Origin of the sequence: Roseococcus sp., from assembly GCF_965227005.1 — a bacterium.
Lineage (GTDB): Bacteria > Pseudomonadota > Alphaproteobacteria > Acetobacterales > Acetobacteraceae > Roseococcus.
Genome location: NZ_CBDDFJ010000005.1, coordinates 18,069 through 30,946, shown reverse-complemented (window position 1 = coordinate 30,946; position 12,878 = coordinate 18,069). Strand labels below are relative to the sequence as shown.

15 protein-coding genes are annotated in these 12,878 nt (G+C 70.0%); 10 read left to right on the top strand and 5 right to left on the bottom strand.

Going from position 1 to position 12,878, the window contains the following annotated elements; genetic code table 11:
* The 7 genes from ACO057_RS01965 to ACO057_RS01935 form a co-directional block, all read left to right on the top strand.
* A partial coding sequence (locus ACO057_RS01965; protein WP_421988669.1) for an Ldh family oxidoreductase occupies positions 1 to 403 on the top strand: 403 nt, incomplete at its 5' end.
* Entirely contained in the window at positions 396 to 1,280 is an 885-nt protein-coding gene (locus ACO057_RS01960) for a TrmH family RNA methyltransferase (RefSeq protein WP_421988668.1), read from the top strand. The genes ACO057_RS01965 and ACO057_RS01960, both read left to right, overlap by 8 nt.
* 35 nt (positions 1,281 to 1,315) lie before the next feature.
* Positions 1,316 to 2,419, top strand: a complete 1,104-nt coding sequence (locus ACO057_RS01955; protein ID WP_421988667.1) for an ABC transporter permease — start codon at positions 1,316 to 1,318, stop codon at positions 2,417 to 2,419.
* Positions 2,419 to 3,189: an ABC transporter ATP-binding protein gene (locus ACO057_RS01950; protein WP_421988671.1), complete on the top strand. Its 771-nt coding sequence runs from the start codon at positions 2,419 to 2,421 to the stop codon at positions 3,187 to 3,189. Before ACO057_RS01955 ends, ACO057_RS01950 begins: the two co-directional genes overlap by 1 nt.
* Positions 3,190 to 3,191: 2 nt before the next feature.
* Positions 3,192 to 4,208: an MlaD family protein gene (locus ACO057_RS01945; RefSeq protein ID WP_421988666.1), complete on the top strand. Its 1,017-nt coding sequence runs from the start codon at positions 3,192 to 3,194 to the stop codon at positions 4,206 to 4,208.
* Entirely contained in the window at positions 4,205 to 4,837 is a 633-nt protein-coding gene (locus ACO057_RS01940) for an ABC-type transport auxiliary lipoprotein family protein (protein ID WP_421988665.1), read from the top strand. The genes ACO057_RS01945 and ACO057_RS01940 overlap by 4 nt, the downstream gene beginning before the upstream one ends.
* Positions 4,838 to 4,931: 94 nt before the next feature.
* Positions 4,932 to 5,558 (top strand): DUF2939 domain-containing protein, encoded by a 627-nt coding sequence (locus ACO057_RS01935; RefSeq protein WP_421988664.1) that lies wholly within the window; start codon positions 4,932 to 4,934, stop codon positions 5,556 to 5,558.
* Here ACO057_RS01935 and ACO057_RS01930 read toward each other — a convergent pair whose 3' ends face one another.
* Complete coding sequence (locus tag ACO057_RS01930; protein WP_421988663.1) at positions 5,559 to 6,803, bottom strand: UbiH/UbiF/VisC/COQ6 family ubiquinone biosynthesis hydroxylase; 1,245 nt, start codon at positions 6,801 to 6,803, stop codon at positions 5,559 to 5,561.
* Between the two features lie 255 nt (positions 6,804 to 7,058).
* On the opposite strand from ACO057_RS01930, the gene ACO057_RS01925 reads away from it, so the two are divergent.
* The 3 genes from ACO057_RS01925 to ACO057_RS01915 all read left to right on the top strand — a co-directional run bounded on the left by ACO057_RS01925 (position 7,059) and on the right by ACO057_RS01915 (position 9,175).
* Positions 7,059 to 7,397 carry a P-II family nitrogen regulator gene (locus tag ACO057_RS01925; protein ID WP_421988662.1) on the top strand — a complete coding sequence of 113 codons (339 nt, stop codon included), beginning with the start codon at positions 7,059 to 7,061 and terminating at the stop codon, positions 7,395 to 7,397.
* Between the two features lie 62 nt (positions 7,398 to 7,459).
* Positions 7,460 to 8,788: an ammonium transporter gene (locus ACO057_RS01920; protein ID WP_421988661.1), complete on the top strand. Its 1,329-nt coding sequence runs from the start codon at positions 7,460 to 7,462 to the stop codon at positions 8,786 to 8,788.
* A 102-nt stretch (positions 8,789 to 8,890) separates the two neighbouring features.
* Positions 8,891 to 9,175: a hypothetical protein gene (locus ACO057_RS01915; protein WP_421988660.1), complete on the top strand. Its 285-nt coding sequence runs from the start codon at positions 8,891 to 8,893 to the stop codon at positions 9,173 to 9,175.
* Between the two features lie 43 nt (positions 9,176 to 9,218).
* Here ACO057_RS01915 and phbB read toward each other — a convergent pair whose 3' ends face one another.
* The 4 genes from phbB to metX all read right to left on the bottom strand — a co-directional run bounded on the left by phbB (position 9,219) and on the right by metX (position 12,801).
* Positions 9,219 to 9,941 (bottom strand): acetoacetyl-CoA reductase, encoded by a 723-nt coding sequence (gene phbB, locus ACO057_RS01910; protein ID WP_421988659.1) that lies wholly within the window; start codon positions 9,939 to 9,941, stop codon positions 9,219 to 9,221.
* Positions 9,942 to 10,092: 151 nt separating this feature from the next.
* A complete protein-coding gene (metW, locus tag ACO057_RS01905) occupies positions 10,093 to 10,689 on the bottom strand; it encodes a methionine biosynthesis protein MetW (RefSeq protein ID WP_421988670.1) in 597 nt (198 codons plus the stop codon).
* A 386-nt stretch (positions 10,690 to 11,075) separates the two neighbouring features.
* Complete coding sequence (locus tag ACO057_RS01900) at positions 11,076 to 11,648, bottom strand: DinB family protein (protein WP_421988658.1); 573 nt, start codon at positions 11,646 to 11,648, stop codon at positions 11,076 to 11,078.
* Positions 11,649 to 11,652: 4 nt separating this feature from the next.
* A complete protein-coding gene (gene metX / locus ACO057_RS01895) occupies positions 11,653 to 12,801 on the bottom strand; it encodes a homoserine O-acetyltransferase MetX (RefSeq protein WP_421988657.1) in 1,149 nt (382 codons plus the stop codon).
* Positions 12,802 to 12,878 lie beyond the last annotated feature (77 nt).

The window sequence follows — 12,878 nt, the reverse complement described above, 5'->3', positions numbered from 1 at the left end:
GCTGGACGCCGCAGGGCGCCCGACGACCGACCCCCAGGCCGCGCTGGAGGGCGCCATGCTCGCCATGGGCGGCACGAAGGGCGCCGCCCTGGCCCTGGTGGTCGAGATCCTCTGCGTGGCGCTGGGCGGTGCCGCCTTTGGCTTCGAGGCCGACAGCTTCTTCGCGCCCTCGCCCAAGGCGCCCCGCCTGGGCCACGCGATCCTCGCCATCGACCCCGGTGCGCTTGCCGGCAACGACGCCTTCCTCGACCGCATGGAGGCCCTCGTCCTCGCCATGCTGGGCGACGAGGGCGTCCGCCTTCCCGGCACGCGCCGGGACGATCTGACCGAAACCGCAACGAAGCAGGGCATTCCGATTTCGAAACAAATTCACGATCAGCTCCGGGCCCTCGCCCATGTCTGATTTCGCCGGCTATGTCCCTCAGCCCCGCCGGCCCGAACCGCAGCGCATCTGCGGCGTCAACGCCGTCCGCGCTCTCTTCCTGCGCCGCCCCGAGGCCGTGCAGCGCCTGCATTACCTCGCCGAGCGCCGCCACGTCGCAGGCCCGCTTTGCCGCTATCTCGCGCGGCACCAGAAGGCCTATCGCGAGGTCCTCTCCGACGAGCTCGCCCGCATCGCCGGCACCGAGCACCATGGCGGCATCGTCGCCATCGCCGATCCGCGTCGGGCCGAGGCCATCGGCAACCCGCCCCAGCCGATCCTCTTCGCCGGCTCCGTGCTTCCGGTGCTCGACGGCATCGGCAATCCACACAATCTCGGCGCCATCGCGCGTGGGGCGGCCTTCTTCGGCGCCAAGGCGATGCTCATCTCCGGCGACGCCCGCCAGGCCGACCTCTCCGACGCGGCCTTCCGCACCTCCGAGGGCGCGCTGGAGCACCTTGCCGTCTTCCGTGCCGACAACCTCGCGCAGAATCTGCGCCGTCTCTCCGGTCAGCTCCTGGTTGTGGGCGCGGCGGCGACGGGCGGGGTGCCCCCCGAGGCGCTGCCCCGCAACAAGCCCATCGCTCTGGTGCTTGGCCATGAGGAGACGGGCCTCTCGCCGGAGGTCCTGGCCGCCCTGCGAGGCGCGGGTGACGCTGCCGGGTTCCGGCCTCGTGGAGAGCCTCAACGTCGCGGCCGCGGCGGCGGTGCTGCTGCATTCGCTGATGACGCCGCCGCGCCGCTGAGGCGCGACGGGGGCTGGCGAAAAGGACGACGCCGGCGTGAAGCTTATCGCCGGGGCGCGGGTTTAAGGCCCGCGACACCTTCGCGCTTTCGCGTGTCACACTTTATCCCTTGAACCCCGCCATCCCGGCCGTCCATGGTCCAGCGCATATGCCAATCGAATTGTTCACCGCCGAAACTCAGGACGGCCGGCTACACTTGCGCTTCTCGGGATCGCTGGATCGCGAGACTGCGGCAGCCAGTTGGGAGGCCGCCCATCGCGCTGTCCAGAGGGCTGGCGCCGTCACGCTCGACGCCTCAGGGGTGACGCACCTTGATGCGGGCGGGGCCTCGCTGCTGGTCTCGCTGGCCGGTGCGGAGGGCGAGTGGAACGAGCCGGCGGACCCCGCCGCCCGTGGCGCCCTGGCGCGCTTCCGCACCGGTCTGGAGAACGCGAAGCCATCGGTGCCGCCGCCGCGCCGGTTCCGCCCCATCGGCGCGCTGGGCGCCTATACGCTCGGCTTTCTGAACCGCTTTGGCCAGCGGCTGGACTTCCTGGGCGAGACGGTCATCACCACGGCCAAGCTGGTGCCGCGCCCCTGGAAGCTGCGCGGGGCCGAGATGCTGCGGCACCTCGACGAGGCCGGCACCCGCGCCTTTCCCCTCTGTATGCTCCTCGGCCTGCTGATCGGCGTTATCCTGGCCTTCCAGTCCTCCGTGCCGATGCGGCAATTCGGCGCAACGATCTTCATTCCCCAGCTGGTCGGCATCTCGCTGACCCGCGAGCTTGGGCCGCTGCTGGCGGGGGTTATCCTCGCGGGCCGCACCGGTTCGGCCTATGCGGCCGAGCTCGGCACCATGCGCGTGAATGAGGAAGTGGACGCGCTGGAGACCATGGGCCTCGACCCGACCGCCTGGCTGGTCATTCCGCGCATCATCGCGTCCACGCTGGTCATGCCGGCCTTGGCCATGGTGATGAATGTGATGGGGCTGATCGGCATGGGCATCGTCATGGCGACGCTGGGCTTCCCGCCCGTCGCCGTGCTGAACCAGCTGCAGCAATGGCTGTCGGTCGGCGATCTTGTCGGCGGGCTCGGCAAGGCTGCGGCCTTCGGGCTGGCCATCGGCTATGTGGGCTGCGTCGCGGGGCTGTCGGCGGGCCGCGGGCCGCGCGCGGTCGGCGATGCCGCAACCAGCGCCGTGGTGGGCGGCATCGTGTCGCTGGTGGTGCTCGACGGCATCTTCGCCATTCTCTTCTTCCGGTTGGGCTGGTGATGGAGCCTCAAGCCGAGGGCGACACGGACGTCGTCATCCAGACCCGCGATCTGGCGATGCGCTTTGGCCAGCGCACCATCTTCAAGGACGTCACCTTCGACGTTCGACGGGGCGAGATCTTCGTCATTCTCGGCGGCTCGGGCTGCGGCAAGTCCACCTTGCTCAAGTTGCTCATCGGCCTGGTGCCCCCCACCGCCGGCGAGATCAGCGTGCTCGACGAGGAATGGTCGAAGCTCGAGGGCGAGAACCGGCGGGCCCTGCTGCGGCGCATCGGCGTGATGTGGCAGTCCGGCGCCCTGCTCGGCTCGCTCGACCTCGCGCAGAATGTCGAGCTGCCGATCGAGGCGCACAGCAAGCTGCCGCCGGAGGCCCGCAATATGATCGCGCGCTCCAAGCTCGGTCTGGTCGGCCTGGGCGATGCGGCCGGGCGCCTGCCGGCGGAGATCTCGGGCGGCATGCTCAAGCGGGCCGGCATCGCCCGCGCCATGGCGCTCGACCCCGAGATTCTCTTCCTGGACGAGCCCTCGGCAGGGCTCGATCCCATCACTTCGGCCGGGCTGGATAAGCTCATCATCTCGCTGGCGCGCGAGACCGGCACCACCTTCGTGGTGGTCACCCATGAGCTGCAATCCATCCTGGCCATCGGCGACCGCTGCATCATGCTGGACAAGGACGCGCAGGGAATGATCGCGCTAGGCGACCCCAAGAAACTCCGCGACGAGAGCGAGCACCCGACGGTGCGCGCCTTCTTCCGGCGGGAGGCGATGTAGACATGGCAAGCGCGCGCAGAATTCAGTTCTCGGTGGGCCTGATGGTCCTGGTGGGCCTCGGCCTGCTGCTGACCTTCGTCTTCTTCCTGACCCAGAGCCGGCTGACCGGATCCAGCACCGTCTTGGAGACCTATCTGCGCGAGAGCGTGCAGGGCCTGGAGGTCGGCTCGCCGGTCCGCTATCGCGGCGTCTCGGTCGGGCGGGTCACGGCGATCGGGCTGGCCTCGGCCGAGTACCGCCGGCCGGAAGGTGTGCCCTTCGCCAATGCCTTCCAGCTCGTGGTGGTGCGCTTCGCGGTCGATCTGCAGCGGGTGGGGGACATCCCCGCGGCCGAGGACGCCGTCAAGCTCGGCCTGCGGGCCAGGCTCACGAGCCAGGGAATCACGGGCGTCTCCTATATCGAGCTCGATTTCGTCGATCCGGACCAGTTCGCGCCAAGCACCGTGCCCTGGACCCCGGCCTACACCTGGATCCCCTCCGTCCCCTCCACCGTCGCCCAGGTGCAGACGGCGGCGGAGACGGTCATGCGGCAGCTGCAAGGCATCGATTTCGCCACGCTCTTCTCCAATATCAGCACACTGGTGGTGGAGCTGCGCGACGAAGCCAAGGCTCTGGAGCTCGCCCAGGCGGTCGGTGAGGCGACGGCGCTGCTCCGCGACTTCCGGCGCATCGCCAGCGACGCCGACATCCCCGGCGTCGTGAGCGAGCTCCGCGCCACCAGCGCTGCCCTGCGCGGGACGGTGGATTCGCCCGACGTCCGCAACGCGCTCTCCTCGCTGGCGGCGGCGGCCCAGGATCTGCGCCGCACGGCCGCCCGCCTGCCGGGCACGGTGACGCAGCTGGAAGCCGGGGTGCGCGGCGTGCGTGGCACCACCGGCGACCTGCAGGCCGACCTCGCGCCCCTGTTGCGCGACCTGCGCGCCACCACCGCCAATCTGCGCGAGACCACCGAGGCCCTGCGGCGCTCGCCCTCGCAGGCCCTCCTGGGCGCCCCACCCCCGACCGGAGCTGGCCGATGAAACGGCGCCTTCTTCTCACGCTGCCCGCGCTGGCTTTGCCCGCTTTGGCCGGGGGGTGCTCGGTTCTGCCGAGCCGGCCCTATCTCGAGACCCGGCGCTATCCGCTGGAGCCGCGCCGGCCGGCCTCGGCTCCGCGCCAGGGCGCGCCGCGCGGGGCGATCCTGCTGCGGACGCTGCGGGCCGGGCCGGGGATGGAAGTGCGCGGCCTGCGGCGCCTGCGCGCCGACGGCACGCTGGAGGTGGCCTTCTACGACGAATGGCTGGCGCCCCCGGCGGATCTCGTGGAAGCGGCGCTGCGGGAATGGCTGATCGCCTCGAGGGCCTTCTCGGCCGTCGCGGCGCCCGGCTCGCGGCTCTCCACGCCGCTGATCCTGGAGGCCGGGATCATCACCCTCCAGGCCGAGCCGACCCAGGCCCGCGCCGCCATGACCGGCCTGCTGCTGGCGGAGGGGGTGGGCCTCGCCGATCCCCGCGTTCTTGCCCAGCGACGGATGGAGGCGGTGGTGCCGCTGCCCGCCGAGGTGCCGCCGGCCGCCCAGGCTGCGGGCATGCAGGCGGCCCTGGGCCAGCTCTTCGGCGAGATGGAAGCCTGGCTCGTCTCAAGCGTCCCAGAAATGCGACGGCGTTAACGCTTCGCTCATAGACCCAGCCCAATAATCCAAAAACCGAGACGAGGTCTCGGTTGGCGGGTTTTTCCCGGTCACACGGGACGGCGAGGGTCAGATGAGCGGGACGGCGGCATCCAACTCCTGGGACGAAATCTGGGCGGAGTTCGACTCGCGCCAGCCTCTGCGCGGAATCGTCGCGCGTGCCGCTCCGGCCCGCGCGATGGCTCCGGCGCGGCCCGCCCGCGGTGTCCGGCGCCTCCTGGCGCTCATCGCCGTGCTGTCACTGGGCCTCTATCTCGCCTCGCCCGTGGCCTCGGCGCTGCAATTCGCCTCCGCCATCCAGCGCGGCGATGCGCAGGCGCTGGCCGGCCAGGTGGACTGGACCGCGCTGCGCCCGGCCCTCACCGCGGCCCTGGCCCATGCGGCGCGGGAAAGCGAGCTCAGGCCCATGCCCGCCTTCGTGGCCGGCATGGCGCGCGACATGGCAATGCGCCTCGCCGAGCCGGAGGCCCTTGCGCGGCTGCTGAACGAGCAACTGGCCCAAGGCAGGCCGGCGCGCGAGATGCTGGGCCGTGTGCGGATTCACGGGCCGCGGAGCTGGGACATCGCTTTGGCCTCGCCCGATGCGCCGGGGCGGCCGATGCGGATCACCCTGGCCCTCGCCGACCCGTTGCGGCTGCGCTGGGAGGGCCGCGCCATCGAGCTGCCGAGCCGTGCGACGCTGCGGTCGCCGGCGCGGTGATCAGCCGCGGAGCGGCAGCCCCATCGCCTGGCGCGCGAAGCTGCGCTTGAGCAACGGGATGCGGTTCACGGCCGCGATCCCCAGCCGCCGCGCCAGCCGCAGGGGGCCGATGTCATTGGCGAAGAGCTTCTCCAGCACATGGGTCGCGCCGATCATCATCAGCGCATCCGGCCGGCGTCGGGCCTGATAGCGTGCCAGCAGCGCCGGGCTGCCGGCATCCGAACCCGCCGCATGGGCCTCGGCCACCAGCTCGGACAGGGCCGTCACGTCGCGGAAGCCGATGTTCAGCCCCTGCCCGGCGATCGGGTGCATGCCGTGGGCGGCATCACCCACGAGTGCCAGCCGCTCGGCGACATAGCGGGTCGCGTGCATGGCGGTCAGCGGATAGTGCCAGCGCCGGCCGATGGGCTCGATCGCGCCGAGATGCCCGCCGATCCGCCGGCGCAATTCGCGGGCGAAGGCCTCGTCGGGCAAAGCCAGCAGGCCCTCGGCGGCGGCGCGGCGCTCGGTCCAGACGAAGGAGGAGGCGTGCGGCAGCGTGCTGGTGCCGAAGCTGCCGAGGTCCGAGAGGGGGAGCTGCGCGAAGGGCCCGGCCGAGAGGAAGAGCTCCAGCGCCCGGTTGTTGTGCGGGAGCTCATGCGCGAAGGCGCCGACCATGCCGATCTGCCCGTAGTCGTGGCGCGCGGTGCCGATGCCGGCGGCCTGGCGCAACGGGCTGTTGCGGCCCTCGGCCCCGACCACGAGCTGCGCGCGGATCGTCCGGCCATCGGCCAGCGAGACCGTCACGCCCTCCGCGTCGCGCGCCACGGTGGCGGTCATCGGCGCGAAGGCGTGCAGGTTGGGCATGCCGGGCAGGCGGGCATTCAGCGCCACGCGCAGGGCGCGCGCCTCGACCATCCAGCCGAAGGGCTCGCCGGCGACCTCGGCCGCGTCGAAATCGAGATCGAGCCGGGAGGGCGTCTCGCCCACGCGTCCGTCCGCGACCTTGATGCCCTCGATGGGGCAGGGCGTGGTGGGGAGCCTTTCCCAGATGCCCGCCGCGTCCAGCAGCCGGCGCGAGGCCAGCGCGATCGCATAGGCCCGCCCGTCGAAGCCGGAGAGCTCCATCGGCGGCAGCGGAGCGGCGTCGATCACGGCGGCGGGAACGCCGCGCGCCGCCAGGGCCGCGGCGAGGGTCGCGCCCACGGGCCCCGCGCCGATGACGGCGACCACGACCTCGAGACCGGCAGGTGACGATGTGCTCATGGCGGACAGTCTAGGCCATTCGGCCGCGCGCGCAGAGCCACCCGGCCGCCGAACCTTCCGTCCCTCTCGATCGCCCGGGTTCTCGGAAGGCTGATCCAGGCGGCGTCACGCTGCGCGGTTTGCTCCGAAAATAGGCAGGTCTATCCGCAACCCCAGCAAATCCTTGGGTTTCAGACCTGGCACGAAACTTGGATGGAAACGTCACTGACCGGCGATTGTCTCGTCGGCAACGGGATTCGGGAGAGAGGCAGGCGGATGAAGCTCGTGATGGCGGTCATCAAGCCCTTCAAGCTGGACGAGGTGCGCGATGCGCTCACCCCGCTGGGCGTGCAGGGGCTCACGGTGACGGAAGTGAAGGGTTTCGGTCGCCAGAAGGGGCAGACCGAAATCTACCGGGGGGCCGAGTACCAGGTCAGCTTCCTGCCCAAGCTCAAGATCGAGGTCGCCGTGGCCTCGGACATGGTCGATGCGGTGGTGGAGGCCATCTCCGCCTCGGCCCGCACCGGCAAGATCGGCGACGGCAAGATCTTCGTTCTGGACCTCGAGCGCGCGCTGCGCATCCGCACGGGCGAGACCGACGGGTCGGCGCTGTGAGCCAACCCAAAGCACATCATCGGCAGGCCCCCCGGGGCGCCAGTAATGGGAGACTACCGAACATGAAATCCTGGATGCGCGGCGCCCTCGCGGCAGCCCCGCTGCTCGCGCTCTCGATGCCGGCCTTCGCGGAGGAGGCGAAGATCGACACGGGCGACACGGCCTGGATGATGGTCTCGACGATCATCGTGCTGATGATGACCGTCCCGGGCCTCGCGCTCTTCTACGCGGGCATGGTCCGCAAGAAGAACGTCCTCTCCACCCTGGCGCAGTCCTTCGCCATCACGGGCCTGGTCTCCATCGCCTGGATCCTGGTCGGCTACAGCATCGCCTTCGGCGAGGGCGGCGCCTATTTCGGCGACCTGTCCAAGGTGATGCTCGGCGGCATCGCCGAGAACTGGGACAAGCCCTTCACCCTGGGCTCGGGCGACGGCGCGGTCGCCTTCACCATCCCCGAGACGGTCTTCGTCTGCTTCCAGATGACCTTCGCGATCATCACCGCCGCGCTGATCACCGGCGCGCTGGCCGACCGCATCAAGTTCTCGGCGCTGATGCTGTTCACGCTGCTGTGGACGCTGCTGGTCTATTCGCCGATCGCGCATTGGGTCTGGCATCCGAACGGCTGGATCTTCGGCCTCGGCGCGCTCGACTTCGCGGGCGGTACGGTCGTGCACATCAACGCGGGTGTCGCCGGCCTGGTGGGCGCGCTGATCCTGGGCAAGCGGATCGGCTACGGCACCGAGAACCTGTCCCCTTACAACCTGGCCTTCGCCGTCATCGGCGCCTCGCTGCTGTGGGTGGGCTGGTTCGGCTTCAATGCGGGTTCCGCCGGTGCGGCCGGTGGCCGTGCGGGCATGGCCTTCCTGGTCACCAACACGGCGGCCGCCGCCGCGGCGATGACCTGGATGGTCGCCGAGTGGGCCATCAAGGGTAAGCCCTCCGTGCTGGGCGTGATTTCCGGTGCGGTGGCGGGCCTTGTCGCCATCACCCCGGCGGCGGGCTTCGTCCTGCCGGGTGCCTCGCTCATCCTCGGCGTGGTCGCGGGCCTGGCCGGCTTCTGGGGCGCGACCGCGCTGAAGCATTGGCTCGGCTATGACGACAGCCTGGACGCCTTCGGCGTGCACGGCATCTGCGGCATCGTCGGCGCCCTGCTGACCGGCGTCCTCGCCTATGGCCCGCTCTCGGCCACGACGGCGGCGCCGGAGGGCACCGCGGGCTCCACGGCCCAGCTGCTCATCCAGTTCCAGGCGGTGGCGGCGGTCTTCGTCTTCACGGCGGTGGCCACGGCCATCCTGCTGAAGATCGTGGACGGCATCGTCGGCCTGCGCGTCAGCGAGGAAGAGGAGCGCGAGGGCCTGGACGTCACGCAGCACGGCGAGCGTCTCGGCTAAATCTCCCGCTTTTGCGATCGGATCGGGCGCCGGGGGGAAACCTCCGGCGCCCTTTCCATATCTGCTTGACCCGGCGGCTTCGGTGGCCCTTCACTCCTCCTCATGCGGGACATCGCGGCCCTTCCGAGGGGTGATGAAGATACGTTGTGGGCCGTGGTGGCGACCGTCGGGCGCGCCAACCGCGTGGCCGAGATTTTTCGCAGCCGCACCGCCGCTTTGGAGGACCGCGCCTGGCGCGCGCAGCAGGTGAAGGCCTATGCGGATTTCCTGATGCGATCGGAACAGCCGGTGCCGCATTACTCGGTGGCACCGATCCGCAGGTCGGACCTTCCCCGGAAATGGACGCCGCTGCCGGCCCTGGGCTTCCTGAGGGGCAAGTTCATTTAGGGCCCACCAGCGAGGTCGAGGGGCCGAAGCCCCTCGATCCGCCTCAGTACATATGCTGCCCGCCGTTGATCGACAGCGTCGACCCCGTCACGAAATCCGCATCATCCGCCGTCAGGAACACCACGCCGCGCGCGATATCCTGCGCCGTGCCCAGACGCCCGCGCGGAATGCGCGCGATGATCTTCTCCAGCACCTCCGGCGGCACCGCGCGCACCATTTCGGTGTCGACATAGCCAGGCGCGATGGCGTTCACCGTGATCTGCGCCCGCGCGCCTTCCTGCGCCAGCGCCTTGGTGAAGCCGTGGATGCCCGATTTCGCGGCGGCGTAGTTCACCTGGCCGTACTGGCCCGCCTGCCCGTTGATCGAGCCGATGTTCACGATGCGGCCGAACTTGCGCGCGCTCATCCCGTCCCACACGGCCTTGCACAGGTTGTAGCAGGAGCCGAGATTCGTATCGATCACGTCGTCCCACATCTTGCGGTCGAGGCGCTTCATCACGCCGTCGCGCGTGATGCCGGCATTGTTCACCAGAATCTCGATGGCGCCATGCTCGGCCTCGATCTTGCCGACCGCCGCCACGCATTGATCGAAGTCCGAAACGTCGAACTTCATGCAGGGAATGCCCGTGCGCTCCGTGAACTCCTTCGCCGCCGCGTCATTGCCGGCGTAGTTCGCGATGACCTTGCGTCCTGCCGCCTGGAGTCCTTCGCTGATTGCCGCGCCAATTCCGCGCTGACCACCGGTCACCAATGCCACACGTGCCATTTCGGGTTCCTCCCGCGTTATTCGTTAAACGAGTCCGCTCCGGTGTTCGCTGCGCCACGGGCGCTCGAAATTTGTAGCGAATGGCTGGGGAGGAAACCAGACGGCCGCTGTGCGCTGCGGCGAGAACGGAACGCGCGGCAAACCGGTGGCGTTATCGCCGCCGAAGCTGGAACAGCGCCTGCTGCCCGAAGAGATTCGCGAGCCGCACGGAACGGCGCCACGGCGCCTTCAGCCCCTTCTCGTCCACGGCCAGCCAATGCTCGATGACATAGCCCTCCATCTCCGCCAGAGCGAGGAAGTCGAGGATGGTGCAGGGGTGGATATTGGGCGTCTCGTACCAGGGGCGCGACCAGGTCTCGGTGTCCGGCATGCGGCCGCCGAAGAGCAGCTTCAGCCGCATCTCCCAATGGCCGAAATTCGGGAAGCTCACGATGGCGTGGCGGCCGATGCGCAGCATCTGGCGCAGCACCTCGCGCGGCTTCTCGACGGCCTGCAGCGTGCGGCTCAGCACCACGTAATCGAAGGCGTCGTCGGGATAGGAGGCGAGGTCGTTGTCCGCGTCCCCGTGGATGACGGCGAGGCCCTGGGCCACGGCCTCGGTCGCGGCCTTCATGTCGATCTCGATGCCGCGCGCGTCCACGCCCTTGCCGGCGAGCTGCGCCATCAGCGCGCCGTCGCCGCAGCCGATGTCGAGCACGCGCACATCCGGCGGGATCATCTCGGCGATCAGGCGCAGGTCGAGCCGCATGTTCTTGGCGACGTATTGGATGGTGCCCTCGGCCTGGGGGGCTCGACCAGGCGCGGCGGGCAGGGGCGCGGGGGGAGGAGCGTCCGGGACCGGGGCGGCCATGACGGGCTCCGGCGCCAGGGCGTAGCCGTCGATCCCGGTGTGACGCTCCAGCACCTGGATGGGATCGTTGATCCCCGCCGCCTGCAGGACGAGCTTCCGGTCCGGATCGACCAGGATCAGGCTCAGCCCCGGCTTCAGCCCGGCCTTCTGCTGCGCGAAGGCCTCGGCCGCCGCCTCGGGCCCCGTGAAGATCACGCGCCGGCGCACCGTCGCCCAGGAGGCATGGCCCTCCGGCAGCTCCGAATAGCCGCCGAGCGTGAAGAGGATGTGACTGCTGCGTCCGCTCATGGTTCGACGGCCCCCGGCCAGATGGTGGATTCCGTCCAGCCGAGCTCGGCGAATTCCGCCGCGCGCAGGGGCGCTTCGCCCGTGCTGAAGAATTCGTCGAGCTGCGGCGGCTTCACGCCGGTGGCCGAGAGCATGGCATGCGCCTGGCCGCGATGATGGATGGCGTGCTGGAAGAGATGCAGCAGCAGCCGGTCCGCGCGCTCGCGCTGGATGCGGGTGACGCGATGGACCTCGACGATGCGGGACAGGTCGTCCAGCGCCTCGCACCAGGCGATGAGGCGGCGGTCCACGGCGGATTGCTCGCGCTGGAGATCGGCGACGGTGGCGCAGGGTAGCGCGTCGGCCCAGGCGGCGGGGCCGAGCCTGCCGCCCTCCATGGCATCCACATAGAACCGGTCGATCACCAGGATATGGTTGAGCGTGGCCTGGATGGAGGGGAAGAAGCCGGTGCGCGGCGCTTCGAATTCGGCCTGGGTGAGCTGCGCGCAGGCCTTCAGTAGGCGGTGGTTGGCCCAGGCGTTGTTGCGCGCCTGGGCGACGAAATAGCGCCCCGCCGGGTATTCGCTCACGCGGTCAAAGGCCCAGCGCGCGGGCGGCGCCGGCGAGAAAGCCGCCGAGGGCGCGATGGAATTCCGGCTCGTCGAGCAGGAAGGCGTCGTGGCCCTTGTCGGTCGGCACCTCGATGAAGCTGACCGGCGCGGCGGCGGCGTTCAGCGCGCGGACGAGGGCGCGGCTCTCGCTGGTCGGGAACAGCCAGTCGGAGGAGAAGCTGGCCACGAAGAAGCGCGTCGGCGTCCCCGCGAAGGCCTGGGCCACGCTGTCATGCTCATGGGCGACGTCGAAATAATCCATCGCCCGGGTGATGGTCAGGTAGGAGTTGGCGTCGAAGCGGCGCACGAAGGTGCTGCCCTGGTGGCGGAGATAGCTCTCCACCTGGAACACGTCCTCCAGGAAGGTCACCGCCGAGGCGCCCTGCAGCCGCCGCCCGAACTTCCGCGTGAGCGCGGCCTCCGACAGATAGGTGATGTGGGCGACCATCCGGGCCACGGACAGGCCCTGGGCGGGGATGCGCCCGTCCTCCCAGTAGCGGCCGCCCTTCCAGTCGGGGTCGGAATGGATGGCGGCGCGGCCGACCTCGTGGAAGGCGATGTTCTGCGCCGAATGATGCGTGGCGGCGGCGATCGGCGCCGCGGCGAAGACCGCCTCGGGATAGGTCGCGGCCCATTCCAGCACCTGCATCCCGCCCATGGAGCCGCCGATCACGGCCAGCAGGCGCGAAATGCCCAGATGGTCGATGAGGCGCTTCTGGGCCCTCACCATGTCGCGGATGGTGACGCTCGGGAAATCCGTGCCCCAGGGCCGGCCCTGGGGGGCGCCGTTCTCGTCGGTCATCTCCTCGCGCGGGCCGGTGGAGCCCATGCAGCCGCCCAGCACATTGGCGCAGATGACGAAGAAGCGATTGGTGTCGACCGGCTTGCCGGGGCCGATGATCGCGTCCCACCAGCCGTCCCGGCCGGTCAGCGGGTTGCGCTCGGCCACGTATTGGTCGCCGGTCAGGGCGTGGCAGACCAGGATGGCATTGGTCCGGGCGGGATTCAGCCGGCCATAGCTGCGATAGGCGACGGCCAGAGGGCGGATCGTGGCGCCGCAATCGAGCGTCAGACCCTCAGGCAGCACGGCCCGCTGATGCTCAACCTCCGGAAAAGGCGTGATCTGGTCCATCCAGGTCAACAGATAAGGCCTGCCCCGGCGCCCCGCAACGCTGCCCCGCGTGGCCTTTGCGCGCGCTGTGCCTTGGC